The following is a 26,214-nucleotide window of genomic DNA, read 5'->3' as shown; positions in this document are numbered from 1 at the left end:
CTCAGTTCAGGTACGCGACCACCAGCGTGGCGAAGTCCTCCGGGGTGAGGACCTCGACGCCCAGTTCCCGGGCCTTGACGGCCTTCGAGCTCGGCTTGCCGTTCGCGGACGGCGCCGCGACCAGGTACGTGGTCCTGGAGTTGACGCCGCTGCCCGCGCGCCCGCCGGCCTTCTCGATGAGCGCGCCCATCTCTGAGCGCCCCCCAGCCGTCCAGCGGACCGGTCATCTTCCCCGTCACGACGACGGTCTTCCCGCTCAGCGGCCCCTCGACCGCGTCTTCAGCCCTCTCCGGCCGCGGCTCGGTCATGTTGACGTCCGCCGCGATCAGCTTGTCGATCACGGGGGCGAGTGCGGAGACCTGCTCGACGATGACCGGCGCCTTCTCCGGGCCTATGCCCTCGACCTCCTGCAGGGCGTCGGCGTCGGCCGCGCGGATGGCCTCCATCGTGCCGAAGTGCGCGGCGATGCGCCGGGACATGCTGCGGCCGGTGCCCGGCCCGCCAAGCGCGCAGAAGACACGGCTGAGGGGACGGGACTTGGCGAGCCGGATCTGCTCGGCCAGTTTCGCGCCCCGCTTGGCGCTGCCGGAGGCGGCGGTGAGCTGCTCCTCGGTGAGCGTGAACAGGTCGGCGACGTCGCCGACGACCCCGGCGGCGATCAGCGCGTCGACGTACTTCCGGCCGAGCCCGTCGATGTCGAGGATGTCGCGCCCGGCGACGTACTCGATCAGCGGCGCGAGCGCGCAGGCGGTGCCCTTCGCGCAGCGCCACCGCTCCTGGCTCTTGTCGATCTCCCCGCCGCAGTTCGGGCACTCCTCGGGCAGGGGTACGGGCACGGCACCCTGCGGGCGGAGCTCGACGACGGCGGCCTGGACGCGCGGGATGATGTCGCCGGCCTTGTGGACGGTCACGGTGTCGCCGATGTGGAGGTCCCGCCTGAGGATGTCGGCGGGGTTGTGCAGGGTCGCGCGGGTGACGGTGGAACCGTCGAGCTCCACGGCGGCGAGCACCGCGGTCGGGGCGAGCACACCCGTACGGCCCACTTCCCAGAACACGTCCTCGAGGACGGTCTGGCGCTCGACAGCCGGAAGCTTGTAGGCGATCGCCCAGTACGGGAAGCGGGTGCCGAAGCCCGCCGTCGCCTGTTCGGTGGCGCTGTCGGCCTTGATGACGACGCCGTCGATGCCGAACGGCAGGGTCGCGCGCATCGCGGCGATCGCGTCGACCCGCTCCTGCGCCTCGGCGAGGGTGGCGACGACGTGCAGTCCGGCCGGGGTGGCCGCCGTGGTCCGCAGCCCCGCTTCCGCCACCGCGGCCAGCGTCTCGGCGTGACCGCCCCCGGCGGGCAGGAAGGCCACGCCGTCCAACTCGACCGCGCCGTACGCCCAGAACGTCATCGCCAGCCGGTAGGGCCGGTCCTTCGCCCGCAGCGTGCCGGCGGCTCCGTTGCGCGGATTGGCGAAGACGTCTCCGCCATGGGCGCTCCGTATCTCGTTCGCGGCCTCGAACTGCTCCTGGGTGAAGAGGACTTCGCCGCGCGCCTCGAAGGTGACGGGCACGGCCAGCTGCTCGGGGAGGCCCACGATCGTCCCGATGACGTGGCTGACGTCCTCGCCCTTCGAACCGTCGCCGCGGGTGATGATCTGCACGAGGCGCCCGTCGCGGTAGCGGGCGGCGACGGCCGCGCCGTCCATCTTCGGCTCGACGGTGAACCCTCCCGCCGGCTCGTGTCCCAGGCGCCGCTGGAGCGAGGCGCCCCAGGCGACGAGCTCCTCGGGGGCGAAGACGTTGTCGAGACTGAGCAGCCGCGTGGTGTGCTCGACGTCGCCGGCGGGAGCGGCTCCGTCGGCGACCTGATCGGCGGGCGAGTCCGGAGCGACGTCCTCGGGGTGCTCCGCCTCCCAGGCCTTCACGGCGAGCCGCAGCCGGTCGTACGTGGCGTCGTCCATGACGCTGTAGCTCTCGCCGTAGTACGTGCGGGACGCGTCACGCAGACGTTCGATCGCGGCCTCGTACGCGGCACGGCTGGACAGGCTGAAGTGCGCCTCTACGGCGGGCGTTGTCGTCATGTCGAACATCTTGTCGCAGGGCACTGACAACGCCCGCCCGGCGCCGGATCAGCGCGTCCACTCCCTCAGGACGTCCGCGATGCGGCGTACGTCGGCACGGCCGGCGACGACTTCGTCGACGAGGTCGACGGCCTCCTTGGTGGTGACCCGGATCGGATGTCCGGACGCGTGGAGGTAGGCGGCGGCCACGGTCATTCCGTACAGCTCGTTGGAGTGCTCCAGGGCCGGAACGCGGACCAGCTGCTCCAGAAGTGCGGCGGCCCGGTGGTGGGGCTGGTCGTAGACCGGGGTGTCCATCACGCGGAAGGCATGGCGGGCACGGGCCGCTTCGAGCGATCCCCAGTCGGTGATCTCCGGGTCGCCGGGGATCTCCTGCTGGGCGATGTCGAGCAGGAAGGAGAGGTCGATCTGCAGGATCATGTGCGGGAGTCCCGGTTCAGGCGGCGTCGGCGCCGCGACCGGCGGGCCCGCCGAACCGGTCGGCGAAGACCTGCCCGTGATCGGCCACGAACTGACGGGCCCCTTCCAGGAACCGCGTCCGCGTCAGATCGGCGTCGAGGACCTTCCTCGCGTACGCCTCGGCGTCCACCCGCTTCTCGGCGGCGGCCCGCTCCAGCGCCTCGTACGCCTCGTCGCTGATCTCGATCCGGATCTCCCGTGCCATACGCCCACGGTAGCGGGCCCCTCCCCGGCCCGGAAGGGAAACGGAGCGAGTGCGCGTCTCCTGAGCACTCGTCGCCTTTCCCCTCTCCACGTGCAGCGCACAGGGGACTTGTCGCCGCTCGGCATCGTCGGGTGAGGGGAGCGAGACATGCGGTCCCTGTCCGGCCGGACGATTCCCGTCCGGAAACACGTCACACGCCGACTCCCGTGCGGTCGGAGTCGGCGTGTGAGGGTGCCTGTTCCCGCCACCCGGCGGGAGTCGGCCGTTCGGCTCGTCGTCAGTTCGCGGCGAGGAGCTGGAGGGTGTCGATCACGCGGTTCGAGAAGCCCCACTCGTTGTCGTACCAGGCGACGACCTTGACGTGGCGTCCCTCGACGCGGGTGAGGGCCGAGTCGAAGATCGACGAGTGCGGGTTGCCCACGATGTCGGCGGAGACCAGCGGGTCCTCCGAGTACTCGAGGACACCGGCCAGCGGGCCCTCGGCGGCGGTGCGGTAGGCGGCCAGGACGTCCTCGAGGGTGACGTCGCGGGCGACGGTCGTGTTGAGCTCGACGATCGAGCCCACCGGGACGGGCACGCGGATCGAGTCGCCGGACAGCTTGCCGTCCAGGTTCGGCAGCACGAGGCCGATGGCCTTGGCGGCGCCCGTGGAGGTCGGCACGATGTTGACGCCGGCGGCGCGGGCGCGGCGCGGGTCGCGGTGCGGGCCGTCCTGCAGGTTCTGCTCCTGCGTGTAGGCGTGAACGGTCGTCATGAAGCCGTGCTCGATGCCGGCGAGGTCGTCGAGGACCTTCGCGAGGGGCGCGAGGGCGTTGGTCGTGCAGGAGGCGTTCGAGACGATCGTGTGCAGCTCGGCGTCGTACGCGTCGGTGTTCACGCCGTACGCGAGGGTGACGTCGGCACCGTCGGCGGGCGCGCTGACGAGGACCTTCTTCGCACCGGCGTCGAGGTGCGCACGGGCGGCCTTGGCCGAGGTGAAGCGGCCGGTCGACTCGAGGACGATGTCCACCCCGAGCTCGGCCCACGGCAGGTCCGCCGGCTCGCGCTCGGCGAGCACCTTGATGCGGCGGCCGTCGACGACGAGGGTGTCCCCGTCGACGGTGACCGGGCGGCCCAGGCGGCCCGACGTCGAGTCGAAGGCGAGGAGCCGCGCAAGGGCCGTGGGCTCCGTGAGGTCGTTGACGGCGACGACCTCGATGTCGGTGTCACGCTCGAGGAGCGCGCGCAGCACGTTGCGTCCGATGCGACCGAAACCGTTGATGGCGATGCGAGTCATGAGCGGTGTGTCCCTTTCCGACCTTCTGATTCGCCACCCAGGTTCGCGCGGAAGATCGGCCTCGACCAGCGGCGTGATCGCCACGGTCCGCAAGTATCGCGCCATGATCCCGCCAGGGCTCCGATATGCCCGGTTCACTCCCCCTGTGTGAACGTGCGCCGGTACTCGCTCGGTGTGGTGCCCAGGATGTGCTGGAAGTGCAGGCGCAGATTCGCCCCGGTGCCCAGGCCGACGTCGGCGGCGATCTGCTCGACGCCCCGCTCGGAGCGTTCGAGCAGTTCACGGGCCATGTCGATGCGGGCGCGCATGACCCACTGCATCGGCGTGTACCCGGTGTCCTCGACGAACCGACGCGAGAAGGTGCGCGGCGACACCGCCGCGTTCCGGGCGAGTATCTCCAGGGTGAGGGGCTCGCCGAGCCGGTGCAGTGCCCATTCGCGGGTGGCGGCGAACCGCTCGCCGAGCGGCTCCGGCACGCTGCGCGGTACGTACTGTGCCTGGCCGCCGCTGCGGTACGGGGCGGCGACGAGGCGCCGGGCCGCGTGGTTCGAGGCGGCGATGCCGAGGTCCCTGCGCAGGATGTGGAGGCACAGGTCGATGCCGGAGGCGGCGCCGGCGGACGTGAGCATGCTGCCCTCGTCGACGAAGAGGACGTTCTCGTCGACGTGGATCAGCGGGCGCTTGGCCGCGAGCGCCCGCGCGTAGTGCCAGTGCGTCGTGGCGCGTTTGCCGTCGAGGAGGCCGGTCGCGGCGAGGGCGAAGGCGCCCGTCGAGATGGCGGCGAGCCGCGCCCCGCGGGCGTGGGCGGCGATCAGCGCGTCGACGACGGCTCGGGGCGGGTCCTCGCGGTCGGGGTGCCGGTAGCCGGGGACGAAGACGATGTCGGCCCACGCGAGTGCTTCCAGGCCGTGGGCGACCTGGTACGACAGGCCGTCGCCACCGGCCACGACCCCGGGTTCGGCGCCGCAGACCCGTACCTCGTACGGCATGCTCGCCCGGGTCGTGAACACCTGCGCGGGGATTCCGACGTCGAGGGGTTTCGCACCTTCGAGGACGAGGACGGCGACGCGGTGGAGACGTGAAACAGACACGTCCACGAGGGTACGCGGCCCTGTGTCCGCGCTGGTCAGCGGCGGTCCGGAAGGCCCCTCACCGCCGGGTCCCGGCGCCCGGTCGGCCCTGCCGGGGCGTCGTCGGCGAAGGCCCGGTGATCACGCCTGGTACTCGGTGAGGTCGATGGCGTAGACGCGCAGGGGAAGCCCGAAGACCGGGTGGCTCGTCTCCCGCTCCGGCACCATGCCGAGCTTGCGCATGACGTTCTCGGAGGCCCGGTTGCCGGTGTGGGTGATGGCGACGACCCGGTCGAGCCCGCGGTCCTGGAGGGCGAACTCCAGGACCGCGTGGGCGGCCTCGGAGGCGTACCCCTGGCCCCAGAACTGCCGGCCGAGGCGCCAGCCGATCTCCACGTCGGGGAGCACCTCCGGCAGGAACTCCGGCACGGAGAGACCGGCGAAGCCGATCAGTTCGCCGGAGCCGAGGAGCTCGACGGCGAAGATCCCAAAGCCCTCCTCGTCCCACTCCTCCTCGTACCGCTCGATGGCCTCCGCGGTCTGCTCCGGGTCGCGGACCGAGCCGTCGCCGATCCACCGCATGACCTCGGGGTCGGCGTTGATCTCCGCCATGGGGACGAGGTCGTCGTCGGTCCAGCGGCGGAGCAGGAGTCGGGGGGTGAGGATCTCGGTCATGTCCCCATCCTGACGCATTCGGTCAGCGGTAGTACGGCTCGACCGCGGCCCGTACCTCGTCGAGCAGCGCGGGGCCGTCCTGCGGTACGGGCGGGCGGCCGCTCCCGGGGCGGATGTCGAGGAGTTGTTCGTTGGAGAGGGCGTACACGACGCGGCGCAGGCCCGCCTGTCGGATGACCGCTTCGCACATGCCGCAGGGCTGGCAGCTGGTGTACATCGTGGTCTCGGCCGCCGTCGCCGGGGCCAGTTCCCGGGCCGCCCACCGGGCGAGCTTGAGTTCGGGGTGGGCGGTGATGTCCCGGTCGGTGAGCGTGGTGTTGTGTTCCTCCGCCAGGACCGTCCCGTCCGGTGCCGCGAGGAGCGAACCGAACGGCGGGTTGCCGGACTCCCGCGCCGTGGCGGCGAGGGCGATGGCGCGTCGGAGGAGGGTGTGGTCGTCGGCTGTCGTCATGACGGCTCCGTTCGGGTGCGGTGCGGGGAGAGGTGCGCGGCCACGGTGGCGAGTGCCTGCCAGGCCGCCTGCGGGTGCGTGGTCTCGTGGGGGTCGCCGCCGTACGGGTCGAGGACGACGGCCTCGGCGCCCATCAGCCGCAGCCGGTCGAGGTCGTCCATGATCTGGTCGATCGTCCCCTCCCCCGCGAGGCGGTCCGGTCCGCCGACCGGTGCCGCGGTGAGCCTGAGGGCGATGCGAGGGGCCAGGGCGGGTACGGGGAGCCGTTGCTCGTCCGCGTACTCCTTCAGCCTCGCGGCGCCTTCGCGCAGCTGCGGCAGTGTGCGGCGCAGGGGGTGCCAGGCGTCCCCGAACCGTACGGCGCGGCGCAGTCCCGCGTCGCTGTGGCCGCCGATCCAGACCGGGATCCGGCGGTCTCCGTAGGCGGCGGTGTCGGCCCAGGCCTCGCGCAGGGCCTGGAGGTGTTCGTCGGTGAGACGTCCCCGGCGTTCGAAGGGGAGCCCGAGGGCGGCGAACTCCTGCCGTGCCCAGCCCACCCCCACGCCGAGGACGAGCCGGCCGCCGCTCAGGGCGTCGAGGTTGGCCGCCATGCGGGCGGTGAGCAGCGGGTGCCGGTAGGGGGCGATGAGGACCGTCGTGCCGAGGCCGACGCGGCTGGTGACACCGGCCAGCCACGACAGGGTGGTGAACGGCTCGTAGAAGGGTGCCGGGTAGCGCTCGGCCACGTCGGGGGTGATGGCGACGTGGTCCGAGACCATCAGCAGGTCGTACCCGAGGCCCTCCACGGTCTGGGCCCAGCTGCGCAGCATTCCGGGGTCGGCGCCGGGGCCGAAGTTGAGGATGTTGACTCCGATCTTCACGCGGCAGAGGCTAGCCAGGCGCGAGGGGTGAACAGAAGTGATTCCCGCCTGTTCAGGGGCCGTTCGGCCGTGGAATCGCCGGTAATCTAATCGGATGACCGAGAGTCTTGATGCGACGGACTGGGCGATCCTGACGGAGGTTCAGCGGGACGGCCGGATCGCGTACACGGAGCTGGCGCGGCGGGTGAACCTGAGCGCCTCGGCGACGAAGGAGCGGGTGCGGCGCCTGGAGGAGTCCGGGGTGATCACGGGCTACCGGGCGGAGGTGGATCTGGAGCGGATCGGGTACGCGATCCTCGCGGTCGTCCGGCTCAAGTACCCGGGGACCCGGCACGAGCCGCTGCGCCGGCTGCTCGGCGAGCGCCGGGAGATCCTGGAGTGTCTCCGTACGACGGGGGAAGACTGCTACGTCCTCAAGGTCGCCGCCACGTCGATGGCGCACCTGGAGGAGGTCGTGGACGCCCTCGCGGAGTTCGGCAGCACGACCACCGATCTCGTCTTCAGCCGCCCCCTGCCGCCGCGCGGTCCGAGCGGGCCCGGGCTCAGCGGGGCGAACCGGCTGCCGTCGGCGGCTGTGTGAGGTCCGCGGGGTCGGTGTTGGCACCGCAGAGGACGACGCAGACCTTCTCGCCCGGCGCGGGGCGGTAGCCGGTGCGGACGGGTCGGTCCCCGGTCGGGGTGGTGAGGGGTCGGTCCCCGGTCGGGGTGGTGAGGGCCGCGAGGGCGGTGGCGGCGGCGTGTTCGACGGCGAGGCGGCGGTCGTCCCAGAGGGCCCGGCGGGCGCGGACGATGTCGGCGTCCGCGACGAGGACGGAGTGGACGCCCTCCTGCCGGGCGGCGCTCACCGCCAGGGCGGAGGCGCGGCGGGCACCGAGGGAGTCGGCGGCCACGGAGTCGACCGTCACGTCGACTGGGTGTCCGGCCCGTACCGCGGCGTCGAGGGCGCGGCAGTTCTCGGGTTCGACGGCGACGGTACGGATGCCGTGGTGCCGGGCGGCGGTGGCGACGCCGGTGAACAGCCCGCCGCCGCCGACCGCGACGACGACGGTGTCGAGGTCCGGGATCCACTGGTGGATCTCGTCGAGGAGGGTGCCGGCGCCGGCGGCGATCAGGGGGTGGTCGTAGGCGTGGGAGGCGAGGGCTCCGGTGTCGGCCGCGAACGCCTCGCAGGCGGCGAGCGCCTCGGCGTACTCGGTCCCGACGAGCCGTACGTCGGCGTCGTGACCGCGCAGCTTGTCGACCTTCACCCGGGGTGCGGTGGCGGGGAGGAAGACGGTGGCCCTGACGCCCTGCCTGCGGGCCGCCCAGGCGCAGGCGAGGCCCGCGTTGCCGCCGGAGGCGATGGTGACGCCGGCGTCCGGGAGGGTGCCCTCCTCCCGGTGGGCGAGGAGGAAGTTCTGCGCGCCGCGGGCCTTGAAGGAGCCGGTGTGCTGCATGAGCTCGAGGGCGAGGTGGAGCTCGTACGGCTCGCTGCCGGGGTCGGCTCGGGTGACCGTGACGGGGCGGATGTGGCCGCCGATCCGGTCGGCGGCGGTCTTGACGTCGGCGTACGCGAGGGTGTGCTGCACCAGTTGCTCCTGTAGCGGCCGGGACCGGGCGGGTTGTGTCGACGATCTTCTCAACGTCCGGTGAGCACGGGAAGCCCGGACGCCGGGAGGCGCCGGTGCGTGGCAGGAACCGTCTCCGTGGCTGAAATCCCCCCTGCTGTCGCACCCACAGGCCCCCGATAACACGGTTGACCAGGCATTCCTCCGCAGGCGATAGTGACGCCTCTTGGCCGGGAACGATCGGCCGGATATACAGGGGTGGGGACTCTTGCACAGCGAAGAAGACGCCGTGTCCGTGTGCGCTCACGCGACCGCGCTGATCTCGGCGGGCCGGCACGCGGAGGCGCGGAGCGCCGTGGAGGCGGCCCTGGAGGCGGACGGTCCCGAGCCCATGCTCTTCCTCGTGCTCGCCCGCGCGCACATGGCCGAGGACGAGGACGACCACGACGACGAGGCCGAGCGGGTCTTCCGTCGTGCCCTCGACGCCTTCCCCGACCACCTGGACCTCCTCGCCGGCTACGCCGAACTGTGTCTGCGCTCCGACGCCCTGGACCGGCCCGGCCGCCACGGGCGCGGTCCCGTCCTCCTGGAGCGGCTCCGGGAGCTGGCGCCCGACTCCCCGCAGCTGCGGCGGGCCACCGCGTCGACCTCCGTCCTCGCCGCGGCCGCGTCCAAGGGACCTTCGGCCGCCCGGGTGCAGCGCCACGACGTCGTCCACGCACTCACCACCGCCGCTTCACCGCAGGCGGCGGAGAAGGAGGCCCGGCGGCAGGCGGCCCTCGCGCCGTACGACCAGCGGCTCGCGGTCCTCGACGCGACGCTCACCGCGCTCGCCCGCCCCGGCCGGGCGCCCCTGCGGTTCCTGATCCGCCGTACGCCGGAGTATCTGTTCGTCGCCCAGCTGACCGTGGCCGTGCTCCTGCTCGCGCGGCATGTGCTGGGACCCTTTCCCCTCTGGGTCGCGTGCGCCGTCGGCGTTCTCCTGGATCTGCCGCTCCTGCTGCTCCGGCTGATCCTGCGCGGCGCACGCGCCCGTGGCGGGGAGCGGGCGTCGGGCGAGGCGGTCATGGGGCCCGCCCCCGCCGAACCGGCCTTGCCCGCCGTACCGCGGTACGCGCGGCGTGAGCTTGCCCTCATCGGCGCCGGTGCCGTCATCGCCCTCGCCGCCGTCGCGACGACGAGCGTCCTCACGTACGCCGAGTACACCGCGTATCCGCGGTACGAGGCGGTCGCCCCGGACACCTTCCGGGGGATGACGCGGACGGATCCCTTCGAAGCCCTCGGCGTCGAGATGCCCCGCGACCCCAGTGGTCGGGTCGAGGCGTCGTTCACGTACTTCTACACGGGCGGCACGGGCGACGGTTCCGACCTCGCCGTCGTCGGTGCGGCGGGCGACTTCCACGACTTCACCGCCGCCATGGTCCACGACACCGACATCATCCTGTCGAGCACGGCGGGTGTGACCCGGCTGCACGACACCTGGTCGGCGGACGCGGGCCCCTACGGAGGCTGGATGCAGTGCTCCCGGTACGTCGAGGACATCACGGGGACGCCCAAGGCCATCTGCTTCTGGGCGGACAGAGGCAGCATGGGGTCGGTGACGTTCAAGGCCTCGGACATGCCGCACGGCGAGATCGCGCAACTTGCCCGATTGACACGGCAGTCCGTGCTGCGGCCCGTTCCGTCGGATTCCTGACCTCCGCGAGGACGGTGCCTCCGACGGGGACGGGGCGGCCGGATCAGGCTCTCCGGTCGCCGGGAACCGGAGCCGTCGGGTCGTCCGCGAGCGCGCGGGCGAGGGCCGTGGCGAAGCCGTCCGGGTTGTCCAGCATCAGGTTGTGTCCCGCGCCGGGCACCTCGGTCACCGGGATGCCGAACGCGGCCGCCTTCTCCGCGTCGGCGTCCGGCAGGCTCGACTCCCCCACCAGGAACGTCCGGGGCACCGCGAGAGCCGCCAGCAGGTCACCCGGCGCGGGCACGCTGCCCTCCACCAGGGCGACCGCGCTGCGGTGGACGGCCCGCGGGTCGGCGAGCCGCAGCCGGGCGGCGTAGTCCGGGCGGTCGGTGTCGGCGAGCATCCGGGCGAACCCCTCCGCCACGAACGCGTCCTCGTCCTGGGCGGCCACCGGCGAGCTGAACGCCCCTCCGCCCGCGTACAGGTTCGGCTCCGCCACCACGAGCCGGGCGACCAGGTCCGGCCGGTCCGCCGCCAGGTGGATCGTCACGGCGCCGCCCATCGAGTGCCCGACGAGGTCCACTCCTGCGACACCGAGGTGGTCGAGGACGGCGGCCACCGCGGCCGCCTGGGACTCCATGCGGTAGTCGAAGTCCGCGGGCCGGTCGCTCAGTCCGTGGCCGAGCAGGTCCACCAGGAGCGCCCGGCCGCCGCCGAGCGCGGGATGGGCCGCGATGTGGGCGAAGTCGGAGGCCGCCGTGCATCCGAGCCCGTGGACGAACACCCGCACGGGCCCCTCGCCCGGCAGGTCGATCCACCGGATGTACGCCCGCTCCTTCGCCAGGAACAACTCCCGCATGCCGCTCTCTCCCCGTGTCGCGCCGCTGTCCTACCGTCAGGAGCCACTCTACGAGCCGGTACTGACAACGCCCCGACGGAGACGTCCGCGGGGTGACCACGGCCGGTTCCGGGGGAAGTCCCGCCCCGCGGTCGCCCTCGCCGGGCGGCCGTCGGGGCGGGCGTACGGGGCCTCCTGACCGTGCTTCAGGAGGCCTGGACGTACGGGGTCACGGTGCCAGGACCGCCAGGAGGTGGGCGACCTCGCGGGCCACGGCCGCGCGGGCCGGGCTCAGGTACTTGCGGGGGTCGACCGTCGTGGGGTGCTCGGCGAGATGGGCGCGGACGGCCTCGGTGAAGGCCTTGTTCAGGTGGGTGGAGACGTTCACCTTGGTCATGCCCGCCGTGACCGCCTCGGTGAGGTGCGGGTCCGCGACGCCCGAGGAGCCGTGCAGGACGAGCGGGGTGTCGACCGCCGCGCGCAGCCGGGCGATCAGGTCGAGGTCGAGGACGGCGTCCCGGCTCACCATCTGGTGGGCGCTGCCGACCGCGACCGCGAGGGCGTCGACGCCGGTGGCGGCGACGAAGGCGCGGGCCTCCTCGGGGTCCGTGCGCACGCCCGGGGTGTGGGCGCCGCCCTTGCCGCCGACCTCGCCGAGTTCGGCCTCGACCCAGACGCCGTGGCTGTGGCAGTACTCCACGACCTCGCGGGTCGCGGCGACGTTCTCCGCGTACGGGAGCTTCGAGGCGTCGAACATGACCGAGCCCAGGCCGAGGGCGACGGCCTCGCGGACGAGGTCGGGGTTCTCGGCGTGGTCGAGGTGGACGGCGACGGGGGTCTTGGCGGCGCGGGCGACGGCCAGGGAGGCGAGCGCGACCGGTTCGAGCGCCCCGTGGTAGCGGACGGTGTTCTCGCTGATCTGGAGGATGACCGGACGGTCGGCGTTCTCGGCACCGGCCACGATGGCCTGGGCGTGTTCGAGCTGGAGGACGTTGAACGCCCCCACCCCGGCGCCCGCGGCGCGGGCGCGGCGGACGATCTCGTCGGTGGGCGTCAGCGGCATGGTGCTTCTCCCGGGAGAGGGGCGGGTGCGGGGCAGCGGTCAGGCATGGACGTCGGTGAGGACGACGGAGCGGGTCAGGTTCCGCGGGGTGTCCGGGTTGAGCCCCTGGGCCTCGGCGACCGCGACGGCGAGCCGCTGGGCGCGCACGAGGTCGGCGAGCGGGTCGAGGTCGCTCTCGGCGAGGGTGCCGCCGACCTTGCGCACCTCGTCCGCGAGTCCGGCGGGCAGGGCGCCGAAGCCCCAGGTCACGCGGCCGGGGCCGGTGATGCTGATGGGGCCGTGGCGGTACTCCATGGCCGGGTACGCCTCGGTCCAGGCGCCGGCCGCCTCGCGCATCTTCAGGCCCGCCTCCAGGGCGAGTCCGTAGGTCCAGCCGGAGCCGAGGAAGGTGAACTGCTCGGCCGTGCGCACGCTCTCGTCGAGCGGGGAGGCGAGGGCCTGCTCGGCGTCGCGCGCGGCGTCCTCGACGGTGCCGAGTCCCTCCGGGAGGGCGTCCTCGGACTCCAGGTGGGCGCGGAACAGGGCGAGCACGGTGGTCGCGAAGCGGGTCTGGACGACGGACTCCTCGTCGGCGAAGTCGAGGACGGCGACCTCGTCGGCGAGGTCCATCACCGGGGTCGTGGGGTCCGCGGTGATCGCGCCGGTGGGGACCGTGCCGCGCAGCCGGGACAGAACGGCGAGGACCTCGCTGGTGGTGCCGGAGCGGGTGATGGCCACGACCCGGTCGTAGCGGCGGCCGTAGGGGAACTCGGAGGCCGCGAAGGCGTCGGTCTCGCCGTGGCCGCCGGACTCGCGCAGCTCCGCGTAGGCGAGGGCCATGAACCAGGAGGTGCCGCAGCCGATCACCGCGACCCGCTCGCCACGTCGGGGCAGGGCCGCGACGTGCTGGGACAGGGTGCGGGCCGCCTGGCGCCAGGTCGCCGGCTGGGAGGCGATCTCCACGGCGGTGCGGGTGGTGGTCATGCCGATCTCCTTGCAAGAAGAGTGCGCGATTGATGATGGAAAATGCTTGAAGTCACGCTCATTCAAGCAGAAACATGCATCCTCTTTCCAGATCCCGCGCCCGTCGACGGCTAGAATCGGACGAGCGCACGAGCGGGGTGGTCATGCGGGCACGGCCCCGGCGGTAGGGAGGGATCCATGTCCAAGCACGAGCGGTGGAACACACTTCTGGAGCTCCTCGCGGCCTCGGGGAAGCTGGAGGTGGAGGAGGCGGCGGCCGCGCTCGACGTCTCCGCCGCCACGATCCGCCGGGACCTCGACGAGCTCGCCGAGCAGCAGCTCCTCGTACGGACGCGGGGCGGGGCGGTCGCGCACGGCGTCTCGTACGAGCTCCCGCTGCGCTACAAGTCGACGCGGCACGCGCCGGAGAAGCGGCGGATCGCGGAGGCGGTGGCGGATCTGGTCGCGCCCGGCGAGGTCGTCGGACTCAACGGGGGCACGACGACGACGGAGGTCGCGCGGGCGCTCGCGCTGCGGTTCGCGAGCGGCCGCGCCGAGACTCCGGGGGCCGCGGTGCCGGCCGGGCCCGCACTGACGGTGGTCACCAACGCGCTCAACATCGCGGGCGAGCTGGCGGTGCGCCCGCAGATCAAGATCGTCACCACGGGCGGCGTCGCCCGGCCCCAGACGTACGAACTGGTGGGCCCGCTGACGGTCGGGGTGCTCAAGGAGGTCGTGCTCGACGTGGTGGTGCTCGGCGTCGACGGGGTCGACCCCGAGCTCGGCGTGATGGCGCATCAGGAGGACGAGGCGAGCATCAGCCGGCTCTTCGCGGAGCGGGCGAGCCGGGTCGTCGTGGTGACCGACTCCTCGAAGATGGGCCGCAGGGCGTTCGCGCGGATCTGCGGTCTGGACCGGATCGACCTGCTCGTGACGGACACCGGCATCGCCCCGGAGACGGTCGCGCAGCTCGGCGAGGCCGGAGTGAAGGTCCTCGCCGTCTGAGCCGTGTGGCACATTGGTCTGAAGGTGGACCAATTGAGAGCCTCTTGCTCCATGGACTCTGCGCGTTCACGCAGTAATTACCGCACGGCTGTATACCTTTAAGCCCCTCTCCCCCATCATGTCTCCGACGTGCCGCTGGGGCACACCGTGACAGGAGAGGCGGGGCATGCTTCCCATCAGCCGCAGGGGATTCGTCGGGATCGGCGCGGGGCTCGTGGCGGGGGCCGCGCTGCCTCCGGTCCAGGCGTCCGCCGCCACGAGCACCGCGACCGGCACCATCACGGACGTGAAGCACGTGGTGATCCTCATGCAGGAGAACCGCAGCTTCGACCACTACTTCGGGACCCTGAAGGGCGTGCGGGGCTTCGGCGACCGCGCCGCGGGCAATCTGCCCGGCGGCTGGGGCATGTTCAACCAGCCCAACTGGGGCGGCCGCCAGTACCCCTGGAAGCTCAGCGACACCCCGCCCGCCGGCGGCGTCGACGGCGAGACCCTCGCGCAGTGCAACGGCGACCTGCCGCACAGCTGGACCTCGCAGCACGCCGCCTGGAACAAGGGACGCCTCGACAACTGGGTCACGGGCGTGGGCAACACCCGGACGCTCGGCCACCTCGACCGCGGGGACATCCCCTTCCACTACGCGCTCGCCGACAACTACACGATCTGCGACGCGTACTTCTGCTCGACGCTGAGCGCCACGGGCCCCAACCGCACGTTCCTGTGGAGCGGGAAGATCGACGGCTCCAGCAAGGACGGGGGCGACGAGTCGGGCCTCACCTGGGAGTCGTACGCCGAGGCGCTCCAGCGCGCCGGGGTGAGCTGGAAGGTCTACCAGAACGCCCAGGACAACTACGGCGACAACGGCCTCGCGTACTTCAAGAAGTTCACCGACGCGAAGCCCGGGGACCCGCTGTACGACCGGGGCATGGGTTCGGTCCCGAAGGTGACCGGCTCGACGCCGGACGACATCGCCGCGGCGATCCGCGCCGACGTCGTCGCGGGCACCCTGCCGCAGGTGTCGTGGGTGGTCGCGAACGAGGCCTTCTCCGAGCACCCGTACGCCCCTCCGGGGGACGGCGCCCACTTCGTCGACCTCGTCTACCGCGCGCTGGCCGCGAACGCCGATGTGTTCGACTCCACGGTGCTGTTCCTCAACTACGACGAGAACGACGGCTTCTTCGACCACGTGCCGCCGCCGGTCGCCCCTCCGGGCACCGCGGGCGAGTACCTCGACGGCGTGCCGATCGGCCTGGGCTTCCGCGTTCCGATGATTGTCATGTCCCCGTGGACCCGGGGTGGCTGGGTGAGCTCCGAGGTCTTCGACCACACCTCGGTGCTGCGCTTCATGGAGACCTGGACGGCGGCCCTCGGCACCCCGGCGACCTGCCCCAACATCAGCGCCTGGCGGCGGAAGGTGACGGGCGATCTGACCGGGGTCTTCGACTTCGCCAACCCGGTGTACGGAGTGCCCGCCGGCCTCCCCTCCACGGCGAAGGTCATCGGACAGGCCACCTGCGGCCCGCTGCCGAACCCGGCCCCCCAGAACAACGCGCTGCCCGCCCAGGAGCCCGGCACCCGCCCGGCGCGCGCCCTGCCCTACCAGGTCAACGGCAACCTCGACCGCTTCGAGTTCGGCGCCGCGGGCAAGATCCTGGCCTGGTTCTCGATGACCAACCAGGGCGCGGAGGCCAAGCGGTCGGCGCACTTCTCGATCCACCCGCACCAGTACCGGGACACGGCCGCCTGGCAGTACACCGTCGACCCCGGCACCACGGCCACGGACTACTTCAACATCGGCCTCGGCTCGGGGTCCGGGAAGTACGACATCTCGATGATGGGCCCCAACCGCTTCCTGCGCCGGTTCATCGGGGACGCCTCCAAGGCGGGCAAGGCCGTCGAGGTGGCGGCCCGGTTCGCGCCCGACGCGGGGACGGGCAAGACGGCCGTCTGGTTCAAGATGACCAACGCCTCGGCCGGTCCGGTCACCTTCACGATCCGCTCGAACGCCTACCGCTCGGACGGTCCGTGGACGTACACGGTGCCGGCGAACTCCAGCCGCGAGGACTTCTTCAACGCGGTGGCCTACAACGACGGCTGGTACGACTTCACGATCCTGGCCGACATCGACGGGACCTGGTCGCGCCGGTACACCGGCCACATCGAGACCGGAGCCCCGAGCGTCAGCGGCTGACCACTCCCCCGCGTGCCGGGCGGCGGCCTTCCGGTCGCCGCCCGGCACGCGCGCGGTGTCAGCGGCCGGCGTGCGCGGCGCGGCGGACCGTGGCATCGAGGAGGGCCACCGCGTCGGCGGCCGTACGGCCGGGCGCCCGGTTCCACGGCCCGATCAGCCCCTGCCACCCGCGCGACCGGAGCTCGGTCATGATCCAGGCGGCCGCCTCGTTCATGGTGTCCGCACCCCCGTAGCCGAGCCGGTGGGCGGCGAGGAGGGCGCCGCAGACGCAGCGGGCCCCGCGTGCGTCACGCAGCTTGTACGGGGCGTTCTGCCAGCCCCACTCCGTCAGCACCAGGCGCGCGTAGCCGAGGTGGACCGAGGGACGCAGCTCGGCCTGCCCGATGCGGCGCCAGGCATGCAGCCGGTCCGGCAGTACGGCTCCGAGCCGGCCGGGGAGCCGGCGCTCGGCGGGGAGCTCCGGCGGCAGGGCGGCGAGGGCGTCGGCCACGAGCCGGTCGACCGGGACGCTGAGCAGCTCCCGCCAGCCTTCCTCCGCCGGTGGCGGCTCCTCGGGTGCGGTCCAGTCCGTGACGATCCGCTGCCAGGTGGCGCTCTCGAAGAGGGCGGCCGCCTCGCGGTCGAGGGTGTCGGGGCTGAGCAGGGAGGGGGAGGGCGGCATGGAGTGACTCCTGGGTCGACTCCCTCCATCTTTCAGGATGAATGTCGGTTTTGCGACTTTTGACCCCACCGGGGAGCGCAGCCTCACCCGAACACCTCATCACAGGTATTTCCGCCCTATTTACCCAGCTCGGAATTACCCCTCATATTCGGACATTCCACTCCGGGTGACGCGACTCACTCACCTCACCCCGCCACTCGGCACCCCCTCCCCTCACCCCATACCGGGCAAGGGATTTCAACACTTCCGGGATGACATCGATCTTGAATTACCCGAATTCCGTGATCCATTCCCCCATATCCGGGATCCACCCATCTTGTTATCCATCGCATTACTGGCCTACGGTCACCTCCATTCGAGCGGAACGCCCAATCCTGCCGCCGCTCGGTAAACCTCCCTTTTCACCCGACGGCAGGAGCGGGGGACCCACGAATACGCCGGTCCGGAATCCGGAACGGCTCGGGGTGCAGCCGCGTGCGCGCGGCCGGACATCTCCCGTCCGAACCCGACAGCTCACCCCGCAGGCGCCGGAGAGGAAACCGTCATGCCTGCTCACGGTAAGCACCGCCGTCCCCGCCGCGGCCACGTCTCCCGCGGCCTCGCCCTGGTCGGCACGGGTGGCGCCGCACTGGCCCTGCCGCTGATCGCCCCGGCCGTCGCCGGCGCCGCGCCCGTGTCCGGCGCCCCGGAGATCGCGGCCCAGTCCCTCGCCGCTCCCGCCGCGCCGGTCGCGGCCAAGGCACCCGCCGCCCCGGCCGCCGCCCACACGTACACCGTCGTCAGCGGTGACTCGCTTTCCCTGATCGCCCACAAGAAGGGAATTCAGGGCGGCTGGAAGAGCCTTTACCGTGCCAACAAGAGCGTCGTGGGTGACAACCCGTCACTCATTCGCCCCGGTCTCGAACTGACGATTCGTCGGGATTCCGCGAAGGCCGTCCCCACGCAGGCGAAGACGGAGAAATCCGCCACGGCCGAGCGGGCGAGCCGCTCCGAGCGCCGGTCGGCCACCCCCGCCGTCGCCACCGGCACGGGCGCCTCCGCCGCCGCGGCCGCTCCGGCCGTCGCCGCCGTCCCCGCCGCCGTCAAGGCGGCCCCGGCCGCCGCCACGAACTACGCCGACAACCTCGACGGCTGGATCCGCGAGTCGCTGGCCATCATGGGCCAGCGGGGCATCCCCGGGTCCTACGACGGCATCTACCGCAACGTCATGCGCGAGTCCTCCGGCAACCCCCAGGCCATCAACCTCTGGGACTCCAACGCCGCCGCCGGCACCCCCTCGAAGGGCCTGCTCCAGGTCATCGAGCCGACCTTCCTCGCCTACCACGTGCCCGGCACGTCCATGGACCTGTTCGACCCGGTCGCCAACATCACCGCCGCCTGCAACTACGCGGCCGACCGCTACGGCTCCATCGACAACGTCAACTCGGCGTACTGACGCCCTGACGCCGGAAGTGCTCGGCGAACCAGGAGGTGGCGAGGTCCGCCACCTCCTCCAGGGCGCCCGGCTCCTCGAAGAGGTGGCCGGCGCCGCCCACGACGGAAAGCCGGTTCTCACAGCGCAGCATGGCCAGGGCCCGCCGGTTGAGGTCCAGGACCAGCGCGTCCGCGCCGCCCACCACCAGGAGCGTCGGGGCGCGCACCTGGGCCAGGCGCTCGGCCGCGAGGTCCGGCCGGCCGCCGCGCGAGACGACGGCGCTCACCGGGGACTCGGGATCGCCCGCCGCCCACAGCGCGGCGGCCGCGCCCGTGCTCGCGCCGAAGTACCCGAGCGGGAGGCCGGCGCTCTCGGGCCGCCCTGCCAGCCACTCCGTGGCCCCGGCGAGCCGCCCGGCGAGCAGCGGGGTGTCGAAGACATGGGCCCGGTCCGTCGCCTCCGCCTCGGTCAGCAGGTCGAAGAGCAGCGTCCCCAGGCCCGCCCGGTTGAGCACCGCGGCGACCGCCCGGTTCCGGGGGCTGTGCCGGCTGCTGCCGCTGCCGTGGGCGAAGAGGACGATGCCTCCCGCGTCCTCGGGCACCGCGAGTCGCCCACTGAGGGTGACGTCGGTGACCGGGATCCGTACGTCCGTGTCCTGCACGACGGGGGCACGCTGGGCCCTGTTCCGGTCCAGACAGGCGATGACCTCGGCGTCCGGGGTCTGCGAGAAGTCCCGGTAGAACTGCCCGATCGCGAAGAACAGCTCCGGCGCGTGCACGCTGACGGTCTCGTCGGCCTCGCCGCCGAGGCGGGCCGTCCAGCCCCGTGGTGCCACCGGGACCGCGAGGATGATCCGGGCGGCGCCCCGGGCCCGTACCACCCGGCAGGCCGCCAGTGCCGTGGCCCCCGTGGCCAGCCCGTCGTCGACCACGACGACCGTCCGCCCCTCGAGGGGCACGGAAGGCCGGCTGCCCCGGTAGCGGAGGGCCCGCTGCTCCAGCTCGGCGTGCTCACGCTCCTCCACGGCGGCGAGGTCACGCTCGCTCACGCGGGTCTCGCTGATCACCCGCTCGTTGAGCACCCGCACGCCGCCCTCTCCGAGCGCCCCCATCGCGAGCTCCGGCTGGTGGGGCACCCCCAGCTTCCGTACGAGGCAGATGTCGAGCGGTGCGTCGAGGGCGTCCGCGACCTCCGCGGCGACCGGCACGCCACCCCGTGGAAGCCCGAGGATCACGACGTCATGGCCCTTGAGGTGGTCGAGCCGGGCGGCGAGCTGCCGCCCCGCGTCACTGCGATCGCTGAAGAACATGGTCCGCCGCCCTTCCGTCCACGCGGCTCGGGCGCGGGGAGGAACGGTGTGTCCCGTCCCCCGCCCGTCTCTCCAGGGTAGACGGGCCGAGCCGGTCGACGGGGGCAGGCCCGGTGGGCGGAGCGGGCCCCCGGTGGGCGGGGCGGTCTCCGGTGAAGAGGGCGGGCCCCCGGTGGAAGGGGCGGCCCGGTCAGCGGGACTGCAGGGCGTCGAGGGCCACGGTCTGGGCTATCGCGAGTCGCCGGTCGAGCTCGGGGTCGGCTATGTCGAGCACGTACCGGTCCCGGATCCCGAACAGCTTGTCGACCGACATGACGGAGCGCCCGCCCTCGGCGAAGTCGAAGTGGTACGGCACGACGAACGGGACGAGGTCCAGGGGCAGGAACTCCCAGGCGCGCCGCAGCAGCGCCACCACCTCGTTCCGCTCCTGCCCCGTGGCCTCGCCCGTCTCGCCCTCCCGGCTCAGGTGCCAGGTGCTCCGCAGCAAGGACGCGCCGAAGTCCTTGCGGAAGCTGCCCAGTCGGGTGCCGGAGGCGCCCATCACGTCGTACGTCGCACCGAGGTCGATGACCTGGCGGGCCTTGAAGGTGAAGAGGACCTGACGCCTGGACTCGTCGGTGTAGAAGGTGACGTGCTCCTTGAGCGCCATCCTCTTCTGGTGGGCGAAGGCGACGAGTTCGCCCTCCTTGCCGTCCGGGCCGACAGTGTGCACCAGATAGCGGTTGGCCAGGAGCGTCACCTTCTGGCGTACGAGAAAGCGGTGCTGCGACTGCGCGAGGCCCATCGGTTGTGCTCCTGCCGGTCGTGGACGGTCCCTGGAAGACCGCCCCCTGAGGTCGTGAGCACGATGATCCACTGCCGAGGGGCCCCGCCGCTGTCCTCGAAAGTCGTCGTCTCCGACGACTTTCGGATGAGATCGACGGCCTCAGGCGCCGAGGAAGGCCTCGATGGCCTCGGCGAGGGCCTGCGGGGTCTCCTCGGGGGCGTAGTGGCCGGCGTCCTTGAGGACTTCGAGGCGCGCGTTGGGGTACCACCGCAGCCAGGTGGCCTCCATCGCCTCGCTGCCGAGCGCGGGGTCGTGGGCGCCGACGACGAGCAGGACGGGGGCGGGGTTGTCGCGGACCCGCTCGTGGAAGTCGGTGCGGGACCAGGAGTCCAGGTAGGCGCGGAAGGCCGTCGCGGAGGACCGGGTGACGGAACGGTCGACGAGTGCGCTCAGCCAGGCGTCGTCGTAGCGGCCGCCGGTGGTGTTGTCGATGATCGCGCGCCGGTTGGCCGGTTCGTCGGCGGCTCCGGCGAAGAGCTCCCAGGTCTCCCCGTCGAGCGGGAAGCCGGCGGCGGAGACCGGCGAGACGCCGATGATCGAACGGATCCGCTCCGGGGCGTCGAGGAGCATCAGCTGAGCCGCCTTGCCGCCCATCGAGTGGCCGATGACGGAGAAGGAGTCCCAGCCGAGGTCGTCGGCGACCGCGAGGGCGTCGGCCGCGACCTCCTCCATCGTGTAGGCGCCCGCGTGGTCGAGGGCCTCGCCGTAGCCCCGGCAGTCGACGAAGGCGTACGTGCCGACGGCGCCGTCCAGGTGGGCGCGCAGCGGGGCGAAGCTGGTGCGGTCGCCGAACCAGTTGTGCAGCACGAGGGCCCTCCCGGGGCCTTCGCCGTGTACGTCGTACGGAAGAACCTGGCCCGTCATCGTGCCCCCTGCTCGCGAGGTCGTGGCGCCGCGCGCCGATGGCGGCGGTCGACGACCGAGTGTGACGGCACGGACGCGTGGGGTCAACACCGTCGCCCGGGGCGCGCGGGAGCGTGTCGGGGCCGGGATCCGTCACGTCCCGGGGTCGGGGACCCGTCACGTTCCGGGGTCGAGGGCCCGTCACGTGCAGGGGCCGGGATGCGGGTGCTTTCACCTCGGGCGCATGCTGGCTGTGTGACCTCGCACGGCGCGTCCGGCCCCGGCCCGGCGGGCGGCACCGGGCGTCCGTCCGGGAACGGAGCCGACGACGGGCCCGCTTCCGGCGCGCTGACGTGGGCCCTCGCGGAGGCCGCACTGGCGACGGTGGAGGAGGTCGGCGGTTACGCGGGCGGGGTGTACCTGCGCTCCGGGACCCCTGGGCTGCTGCGGCTCGCGGTCCTGGTGGGGCTGCCGGGGCCGTTGTTCCGTCCGTGGTGGCGGATGCACGCGAACCGGCCGTTCCCCGTCGCGGAGGCCCACCGATCCGGGCAGTCCGTCCACCTGCCCGACGTCGAGGAGGCCATGCGGCGGTTCCCCCAGCTGGTCGCGAGCCTGCCGTTCCCGTTCGCCTCGCTGTACGCGCCGGTGACCGCCGGCCGTGAGCGCTTCGGCGTTCTCGTGGCGCTGCGGGCGCCGAGCCCGGGGGTACCCGTGGACGCCCGGGACCGGAGCCGGATGACGCGGGGCGCGCTCCGCCTCGGCGAGGCCCTGGCCGACCTGGCCCGGCAGGGGACGGAGGTCGAGTGGCCCGGCGACCCGGTGTGCGTGCAGCTGCCCACCGGTTCGGGACCGCCGGTCCGGTTCGGCTCCTTCGCCTGGGACCTGGACACGGGCATGGTCACGCTGGACGACGGACTCCTCGCCATCCTCGGGACGGGAGCCGTCTCGCCCTGCTCGATCGAGGTGCTGACGTCCCTCCTCGATCCCGAGGACGGGTACGCGCTGTGGGCGGCGGCCCGGCAGGCCACGGGGGCGGACGGGCGGCCGCCGGTCCGCAGGATCCGGCTGAAGGGCCCGGACGGCGGCCTGCACCTGCTCGAGGTGTCCGCGCGGGCACGACGGACCGCGCCGGGGACGGGCCCTCCGGGCGGCGGGCGGCTCGAAGGCACGCTCGTGGACCTCGGTACGGGTCTGGTCGGTTCGGACGCCACGGACCGGCTGCCGCGGGCGATCCTGGCGATCGACCGGCTCGGCCGCGTCACGTACGTCAACGAGCGCACCGAGCAGCTCCTGGGCCGGCCGCGCGGGGCGCTGGCGGGCCGGACGCTGTGGGAGGCGCTGCCCTGGTTCGGTCACCCCTTCCACGAGGAGCAGCTGCGCGCCTCCCTGCTCTCCGGCGAACCGGTGCGCTTCCTGGCCCGTCCGGAACGGGGCCGGTGGCTGTCGGTCTCGCTCCACCCGGGTCGGGACGGGGTGACGATGGTGCTGGTCCCGGAGGAGAATCCGGCCCGGCACGCGCCGGACGACGCGCACACCCGCAGGACGGACGACGTCCTGTCCGCAGCCGGCGACCGGGCGGCGGCCCTGTACCGGCCGGTGGCCCTGGCGATCGCGCTCTCCGAGGCGGTGACGGCACGCCAGGTGTCGGCGGTGGTGACGGAGGAGCTGCTGCCGGCGTTCGGCGGGCGGCAGCTGGCGATCTACCTGCTGAGCGACCGGCGCCTCTACCTGGCATGGGAGACGGGATTCCCGCCGGGATTCCTCGAACCCTTCGACGGGGTGGCCCTGGACACCCGGCTGCCGGGCGTGGAGACCCTGACGACCGGCAGGCCGCTCTTCTTCGAGTCCATGGAGCAGCTGAGCCGGGCGTATCCCGACCTCCCGATGGACGCGCACTCGGGCGCGCGGGCCTTCCTCCCCCTGATCGCCTCGGGCCGGCCGGTGGGCTCCTGCATCCTCGGCTTCGACGAGCCGCGCGGCTTCAGCCCGGAGGAGCGGACGGTCCTCACGGCGCTCGCGGGGCTGATCGCCCAGGCCCTGGAGCGGGCGCAGCGGTACGACACGGAGTCGGCGGTCGCGCGGGGACTGCAGGACGCGCTGCTCCCGCACCGGCTGCCGGTGCGGGACGGGGTGGACACGGTGGGCCGCTACCTGCCGGGCACGCAGGGGATGGACGTGGGCGGCGACTGGTACGACGTGATCGAGACGGATCAGGGGCGGCTCGCCCTGGTGATCGGTGACGTGCAGGGGCACGGCGTGGCGGCCGCGGCCACCATGGGGCAGCTGCGCAGCGCCGTCCGGGCGTTCGCGCTGGGGGGCCATCGCCCGCAGGACGTGATGCGGGGCACCAACCGGCTCCTGATCGACCTGGACCCGGGGCAGTTCGCGAGCTGCTGCTACGTACTGTTCGATCCGGAGACGGGCGACGCGCGGGCGGTGCGGGCAGGGCATCCGCAGCCGTTGCTGCGGCGGCCGGACGGGACGACGCAGTCGGTCGACCTGGCGGGCGGGATGGTCCTGGGGGTCGACGCCCGGGCCTCGTACCCGGTGACGCGGCTGCGGCTGGCGCCCGGGGACGTCCTCGCGCTGTTCACGGACGGCCTGGTGGAGCGGCCGGGCCGCGACATCGACGAGGGGATCGAGCGGCTGAGCCACGCCTTCGCCGCGACCGGTTCGCTGCCGCTCGCGGAGGCGGCCGACCGGCTGATCCGGGAGGCCCGGGCGGCCACGTCCCGGCCGGACGACATCGCGTTGCTGCTCGCGGCACGGTGGGCGGACGGCGACTGAGCCTTCCCGGCCCGTCACCCGGTCGGGCGCGTGGCGCTGGTCGGGGGCCGTGGGCGCGGGGAGGCTGGGTGGTGCCGCGCCGATCAGGCGGCCGGACGAGCCAGGGCGGCAGCCCGAGGAGGACACGTGCAGAAGGACAAGCAGCCCGAGTACGGCCCCGTGGTGTTCCGCGACCGCTCGGCGGGGTACGCGTTCCTGACCCGGTCCACCGCGACCAGCGACCGGACCATCGAGTGGGACGACGGCAACACGTACCCCGTGATCGACGTCGAGATCTCCTCCGAGAGCCACCCGTTCTACACGGGCACGGCGCGGACCGTGGACTCCGAGGGCCGGATCGCCAAGTTCCAGCGGCGCTTCGGCGAGGAGGAGTGACCCCGGGGAGAATCGGCTCCTGAAACTGGCCAGGAGATGGCCAGTTCCCCTTCCAGGATGAGGTCACGAAGACGGCGGGGCGCTCGCGCTCCGCCATGGACTCCCTGGATTCCCTGGAGGGGAACAGCTGTGATCGTGGTGACCGGAGCGACCGGAAACGTCGGACGTCCGCTGGTGGAGCTGCTGGCCGCGGCCGGCGAGGAGGTCACGGCGGTGAGCCGCCGTCCGGCCGAGGGCCTGCCCGCCGGTGTGACGCACCGGCAGGGCGACCTGGCCGATGTCGACGGCCTCAAGGGGCTGTTCGAGGGTGCCGAGGCCGTGTACCTGCTCGTCGCGGGGCTCGGGGACGAGCTGCGTCCGCGCGAGATCGTGGCGGCGGCGGTGGCCTGCGGAGTGCGGCGGATCGTGTTCCAGTCCTCGCAGTTGGTGGGGACGCGGACCGGTTCGGTGTCGCACGAGATCCTGCGCGCGTTCGAGACGGCGGTACGGGAGTCGGGCGTCGAGTGGACGGTGCTGCGGCCCGGCGGCTTCGCGTCCAACGCCTTCCTCTGGGCCGAGCCGGTGCGCTCCGCCCGTACCGTCACGGCGCCGTTCGCCGATGTGGCGCTGCCGGTGGTGGATCCGGCGGACATCGCCGAGGTCGCGGCCGCCGCGCTGCGCGACCCGGCGCATGCCGGGCGGACGTACGTCCTGACCGGCCCGGTCGCGGTCTCGCCGCGCGAACAGGTGCGGGCGCTCGCCGGCGCGCTGGGTGCTCCGGTGGAGTTCGTGGCGCAGAGCGCGAGCGAGGCCCGGGCCCAGCTCGTGCGGTTCCTGCCGGAGGAGGCCGTCGACGGGATGCTGTCGGTGATGGGCGAACCCCGCGCGAACGAGCGGCGGGTGAGCCCCGACGTGGAGCGGGTGCTCGGGCGGGCGCCTCGGCCCTTCTCGGCGTGGGCGGAGCGGAACGCGCTCGCCTTCGCCTGAGACGCGGCGAAGGCGGGGACGCGCGTCCGTGGGACCGCGTTCCCCGCCCCGGCCGGGTGGGCGAGCGAGGGCACCGGGCCCTCACTCAGATCGCGAAGGCGATCAGGCCTGCACGATGCCGGACTTGTCGACCTTGATGGTGGCCTTGGTGGCGCCGGAGGCGGAGCCGAGGGACTCGATCTTCTTGACCAGGTCCTGGCCCTCGACGACCTCGCCGAAGACGACGTGCTTGCCGTCGAGCCAGTCGGTGACGACCGTGGTGATGAAGAACTGCGAGCCGTTGGTGTTCTTGCCCGCGTTCGCCATCGAGAGCAGGAACGGGCGGTCGTGCTTCAGCTTGAAGTTCTCGTCGTCGAACTTCTCGCCCCAGATGCTCTTGCCGCCGGTGCCGTTGCCCCGGGTGAAGTCGCCGCCCTGCAGCATGAAGTTCGGGATGACGCGGTGGAACGGGGAACCGGCGTAGCCGAAGCCCTTCTCGCCGGTCGCGAGCGTGCGGAAGTTCTCGGCCGTCTTCGGGACGACGTCGTCGAACAGCTTGAAGGTGATGCGGCCCGCGGGCTCGTCGTTGATGGTGATGTCGAAGTAAACGTTCTCGTTGCTCATGGGGACATCCTGTCATTAGTCACACACGGCGCGCGCACGGGCCGCCTCCTACCGGGTCACGGCATGCCGGTGCCCCGCGATCCGTGGGGAACGCGGGGCACCGG

Annotated in this window: 24 protein-coding genes, 1 pseudogene and 1 riboswitch; of the genes and pseudogenes, 8 read left to right on the top strand and 17 right to left on the bottom strand. The window is 72.7% G+C overall.

Annotated elements, in window-relative coordinates:
• Position 1: 1 nt before the first annotated feature.
• The 8 genes and pseudogenes from ligA to SVTN_RS38375 all read right to left on the bottom strand — a co-directional run bounded on the left by ligA (position 2) and on the right by SVTN_RS38375 (position 7,065).
• A pseudogene (gene ligA, locus SVTN_RS38410) lies at positions 2 to 2,069 on the bottom strand (NAD-dependent DNA ligase LigA).
• 48 nt (positions 2,070 to 2,117) lie between these two features.
• Positions 2,118 to 2,489, bottom strand: coding sequence for a hypothetical protein (locus SVTN_RS38405; RefSeq protein WP_041133193.1), 372 nt, complete (start codon positions 2,487 to 2,489; stop codon positions 2,118 to 2,120).
• A gap of 16 nt (positions 2,490 to 2,505) precedes the next feature.
• Positions 2,506 to 2,733, bottom strand: a complete 228-nt coding sequence (locus tag SVTN_RS38400) for a hypothetical protein (protein WP_041133192.1) — start codon at positions 2,731 to 2,733, stop codon at positions 2,506 to 2,508.
• Between the two features lie 277 nt (positions 2,734 to 3,010).
• A complete protein-coding gene (gene gap, locus SVTN_RS38395; protein WP_041133191.1) occupies positions 3,011 to 4,009 on the bottom strand; it encodes a type I glyceraldehyde-3-phosphate dehydrogenase in 999 nt (332 codons plus the stop codon).
• 134 nt (positions 4,010 to 4,143) lie between these two features.
• Positions 4,144 to 5,100 (bottom strand): GlxA family transcriptional regulator, encoded by a 957-nt coding sequence (locus tag SVTN_RS38390; protein WP_041134725.1) that lies wholly within the window; start codon positions 5,098 to 5,100, stop codon positions 4,144 to 4,146.
• A 120-nt stretch (positions 5,101 to 5,220) separates the two neighbouring features.
• Complete coding sequence (locus SVTN_RS38385; protein ID WP_041133190.1) at positions 5,221 to 5,754, bottom strand: GNAT family N-acetyltransferase; 534 nt, start codon at positions 5,752 to 5,754, stop codon at positions 5,221 to 5,223.
• A 22-nt stretch (positions 5,755 to 5,776) separates the two neighbouring features.
• Positions 5,777 to 6,205 carry a nucleoside deaminase gene (locus SVTN_RS38380; RefSeq protein WP_041133189.1) on the bottom strand — a complete coding sequence of 143 codons (429 nt, stop codon included), beginning with the start codon at positions 6,203 to 6,205 and terminating at the stop codon, positions 5,777 to 5,779.
• Positions 6,202 to 7,065, bottom strand: coding sequence for an LLM class flavin-dependent oxidoreductase (locus tag SVTN_RS38375; RefSeq protein ID WP_041133188.1), 864 nt, complete (start codon positions 7,063 to 7,065; stop codon positions 6,202 to 6,204). The genes SVTN_RS38380 and SVTN_RS38375 overlap by 4 nt, the downstream gene beginning before the upstream one ends.
• 94 nt (positions 7,066 to 7,159) lie before the next feature.
• Between SVTN_RS38375 and SVTN_RS38370 the strand changes: the two genes are divergently transcribed.
• Complete coding sequence (locus tag SVTN_RS38370; protein WP_041133187.1) at positions 7,160 to 7,645, top strand: Lrp/AsnC family transcriptional regulator; 486 nt, start codon at positions 7,160 to 7,162, stop codon at positions 7,643 to 7,645.
• Here the strand turns inward: SVTN_RS38370 and SVTN_RS38365 are convergent.
• Complete coding sequence (locus SVTN_RS38365; protein WP_052499560.1) at positions 7,608 to 8,633, bottom strand: serine/threonine dehydratase; 1,026 nt, start codon at positions 8,631 to 8,633, stop codon at positions 7,608 to 7,610. The two genes, SVTN_RS38370 and SVTN_RS38365, sit on opposite strands and share 38 nt — an antisense overlap.
• Before the next feature lie 268 nt (positions 8,634 to 8,901).
• On the opposite strand from SVTN_RS38365, the gene SVTN_RS41305 reads away from it, so the two are divergent.
• Entirely contained in the window at positions 8,902 to 10,308 is a 1,407-nt protein-coding gene (locus SVTN_RS41305; RefSeq protein WP_052499559.1) for a tetratricopeptide repeat protein, read from the top strand.
• 43 nt (positions 10,309 to 10,351) lie between these two features.
• Here SVTN_RS41305 and SVTN_RS38355 read toward each other — a convergent pair whose 3' ends face one another.
• The 3 genes from SVTN_RS38355 to SVTN_RS38345 all read right to left on the bottom strand — a co-directional run bounded on the left by SVTN_RS38355 (position 10,352) and on the right by SVTN_RS38345 (position 13,151).
• A complete protein-coding gene (locus SVTN_RS38355) occupies positions 10,352 to 11,146 on the bottom strand; it encodes an alpha/beta fold hydrolase (protein WP_041133186.1) in 795 nt (264 codons plus the stop codon).
• Between the two features lie 208 nt (positions 11,147 to 11,354).
• Entirely contained in the window at positions 11,355 to 12,188 is an 834-nt protein-coding gene (locus SVTN_RS38350; protein ID WP_041133185.1) for a class II fructose-bisphosphate aldolase, read from the bottom strand.
• A gap of 39 nt (positions 12,189 to 12,227) precedes the next feature.
• The gene (locus SVTN_RS38345) at positions 12,228 to 13,151 is read right to left on the bottom strand and encodes an SIS domain-containing protein (RefSeq protein WP_041133184.1); all 924 of its coding nucleotides are present in this window, start codon (positions 13,149 to 13,151) and stop codon (positions 12,228 to 12,230) included.
• A 177-nt stretch (positions 13,152 to 13,328) separates the two neighbouring features.
• Here SVTN_RS38345 and SVTN_RS38340 point away from each other — a divergent pair, with 177 nt between their 5' ends.
• Together SVTN_RS38340 and SVTN_RS38335 are read left to right on the top strand one after the other, a co-directional pair.
• On the top strand, positions 13,329 to 14,135 hold the full coding sequence (locus SVTN_RS38340) for a DeoR/GlpR family DNA-binding transcription regulator (RefSeq protein ID WP_041133183.1): 807 nt from the start codon (positions 13,329 to 13,331) through the stop codon (positions 14,133 to 14,135).
• 166 nt (positions 14,136 to 14,301) lie between these two features.
• Complete coding sequence (locus SVTN_RS38335) at positions 14,302 to 16,326, top strand: phosphocholine-specific phospholipase C (RefSeq protein ID WP_041133182.1); 2,025 nt, start codon at positions 14,302 to 14,304, stop codon at positions 16,324 to 16,326.
• A gap of 58 nt (positions 16,327 to 16,384) precedes the next feature.
• Here the strand turns inward: SVTN_RS38335 and SVTN_RS38330 are convergent, their stop codons facing one another.
• Positions 16,385 to 16,987, bottom strand: a complete 603-nt coding sequence (locus SVTN_RS38330) for a DUF6197 family protein (protein WP_041133181.1) — start codon at positions 16,985 to 16,987, stop codon at positions 16,385 to 16,387.
• Positions 16,988 to 17,370: 383 nt separating this feature from the next.
• Positions 17,371 to 17,529: riboswitch (cyclic di-AMP (ydaO/yuaA leader) on the top strand.
• Positions 17,530 to 17,531: 2 nt separating this feature from the next.
• Here SVTN_RS38330 and SVTN_RS38325 point away from each other — a divergent pair.
• The gene (locus SVTN_RS38325) at positions 17,532 to 18,422 is read left to right on the top strand and encodes a transglycosylase SLT domain-containing protein (protein WP_041133180.1); all 891 of its coding nucleotides are present in this window, start codon (positions 17,532 to 17,534) and stop codon (positions 18,420 to 18,422) included.
• Here SVTN_RS38325 and SVTN_RS38320 read toward each other — a convergent pair.
• The 3 genes from SVTN_RS38320 to SVTN_RS38310 all read right to left on the bottom strand — a co-directional run bounded on the left by SVTN_RS38320 (position 18,406) and on the right by SVTN_RS38310 (position 21,400).
• Positions 18,406 to 19,710 carry a phosphoribosyltransferase family protein gene (locus tag SVTN_RS38320; protein ID WP_041133179.1) on the bottom strand — a complete coding sequence of 435 codons (1,305 nt, stop codon included), beginning with the start codon at positions 19,708 to 19,710 and terminating at the stop codon, positions 18,406 to 18,408. The two genes, SVTN_RS38325 and SVTN_RS38320, sit on opposite strands and share 17 nt — an antisense overlap.
• A gap of 190 nt (positions 19,711 to 19,900) precedes the next feature.
• Complete coding sequence (locus SVTN_RS38315; protein ID WP_041133178.1) at positions 19,901 to 20,494, bottom strand: LURP-one-related family protein; 594 nt, start codon at positions 20,492 to 20,494, stop codon at positions 19,901 to 19,903.
• Between the two features lie 141 nt (positions 20,495 to 20,635).
• The gene (locus tag SVTN_RS38310) at positions 20,636 to 21,400 is read right to left on the bottom strand and encodes an alpha/beta fold hydrolase (protein ID WP_041133177.1); all 765 of its coding nucleotides are present in this window, start codon (positions 21,398 to 21,400) and stop codon (positions 20,636 to 20,638) included.
• A gap of 234 nt (positions 21,401 to 21,634) precedes the next feature.
• Between SVTN_RS38310 and SVTN_RS38305 the strand changes: the two genes are divergently transcribed.
• The 3 genes from SVTN_RS38305 to SVTN_RS38295 all read left to right on the top strand — a co-directional run bounded on the left by SVTN_RS38305 (position 21,635) and on the right by SVTN_RS38295 (position 25,507).
• The gene (locus tag SVTN_RS38305; protein WP_041133176.1) at positions 21,635 to 24,166 is read left to right on the top strand and encodes a SpoIIE family protein phosphatase; all 2,532 of its coding nucleotides are present in this window, start codon (positions 21,635 to 21,637) and stop codon (positions 24,164 to 24,166) included.
• 126 nt (positions 24,167 to 24,292) lie between these two features.
• On the top strand, positions 24,293 to 24,541 hold the full coding sequence (locus tag SVTN_RS38300; protein ID WP_041133175.1) for a type B 50S ribosomal protein L31: 249 nt from the start codon (positions 24,293 to 24,295) through the stop codon (positions 24,539 to 24,541).
• A gap of 129 nt (positions 24,542 to 24,670) precedes the next feature.
• A complete protein-coding gene (locus SVTN_RS38295; RefSeq protein ID WP_041133174.1) occupies positions 24,671 to 25,507 on the top strand; it encodes an NAD(P)H-binding protein in 837 nt (278 codons plus the stop codon).
• Between the two features lie 102 nt (positions 25,508 to 25,609).
• On the opposite strand, the gene SVTN_RS38290 is transcribed toward SVTN_RS38295, so the two are convergent.
• Complete coding sequence (locus tag SVTN_RS38290) at positions 25,610 to 26,110, bottom strand: peptidylprolyl isomerase (protein ID WP_041133173.1); 501 nt, start codon at positions 26,108 to 26,110, stop codon at positions 25,610 to 25,612.
• Positions 26,111 to 26,214: the final 104 nt, after the last annotated feature.

Origin of the sequence: Streptomyces vietnamensis, assembly GCF_000830005.1 — a bacterium.
Taxonomy (GTDB): Bacteria; Actinomycetota; Actinomycetes; order Streptomycetales; family Streptomycetaceae; genus Streptomyces; species Streptomyces vietnamensis.
This window is presented reverse-complemented; position numbering and strand designations above follow the sequence as displayed.

Excerpts from the sequence above, each read along its gene's own strand:
- SVTN_RS38405 (WP_041133193.1), bottom strand. The coding sequence starts at position 2,489 with ATGATCCTGCAGATCGACCTCTCCTTCCTGCTCGACATCGCCCAGCAG.
- SVTN_RS38400 (WP_041133192.1), bottom strand. The coding sequence starts at position 2,733 with ATGGCACGGGAGATCCGGATCGAGATCAGCGACGAGGCGTACGAGGCG.
- gap (WP_041133191.1), bottom strand. The coding sequence starts at position 4,009 with ATGACTCGCATCGCCATCAACGGTTTCGGTCGCATCGGACGCAACGTG.
- SVTN_RS38385 (WP_041133190.1), bottom strand. The coding sequence starts at position 5,754 with ATGACCGAGATCCTCACCCCCCGACTCCTGCTCCGCCGCTGGACCGAC.
- SVTN_RS38380 (WP_041133189.1), bottom strand. The coding sequence starts at position 6,205 with ATGACGACAGCCGACGACCACACCCTCCTCCGACGCGCCATCGCCCTC.
- SVTN_RS38370 (WP_041133187.1), top strand. The coding sequence starts at position 7,160 with ATGACCGAGAGTCTTGATGCGACGGACTGGGCGATCCTGACGGAGGTT.
- SVTN_RS38355 (WP_041133186.1), bottom strand. The coding sequence starts at position 11,146 with ATGCGGGAGTTGTTCCTGGCGAAGGAGCGGGCGTACATCCGGTGGATC.
- SVTN_RS38350 (WP_041133185.1), bottom strand. The coding sequence starts at position 12,188 with ATGCCGCTGACGCCCACCGACGAGATCGTCCGCCGCGCCCGCGCCGCG.
- SVTN_RS38345 (WP_041133184.1), bottom strand. The coding sequence starts at position 13,151 with ATGACCACCACCCGCACCGCCGTGGAGATCGCCTCCCAGCCGGCGACC.
- SVTN_RS38340 (WP_041133183.1), top strand. The coding sequence starts at position 13,329 with ATGTCCAAGCACGAGCGGTGGAACACACTTCTGGAGCTCCTCGCGGCC.
- SVTN_RS38335 (WP_041133182.1), top strand. The coding sequence starts at position 14,302 with ATGCTTCCCATCAGCCGCAGGGGATTCGTCGGGATCGGCGCGGGGCTC.
- SVTN_RS38330 (WP_041133181.1), bottom strand. The coding sequence starts at position 16,987 with ATGCCGCCCTCCCCCTCCCTGCTCAGCCCCGACACCCTCGACCGCGAG.
- SVTN_RS38325 (WP_041133180.1), top strand. The coding sequence starts at position 17,532 with ATGCCTGCTCACGGTAAGCACCGCCGTCCCCGCCGCGGCCACGTCTCC.
- SVTN_RS38320 (WP_041133179.1), bottom strand. The coding sequence starts at position 19,710 with ATGTTCTTCAGCGATCGCAGTGACGCGGGGCGGCAGCTCGCCGCCCGG.
- SVTN_RS38315 (WP_041133178.1), bottom strand. The coding sequence starts at position 20,494 with ATGGGCCTCGCGCAGTCGCAGCACCGCTTTCTCGTACGCCAGAAGGTG.
- SVTN_RS38310 (WP_041133177.1), bottom strand. The coding sequence starts at position 21,400 with ATGACGGGCCAGGTTCTTCCGTACGACGTACACGGCGAAGGCCCCGGG.
- SVTN_RS38290 (WP_041133173.1), bottom strand. The coding sequence starts at position 26,110 with ATGAGCAACGAGAACGTTTACTTCGACATCACCATCAACGACGAGCCC.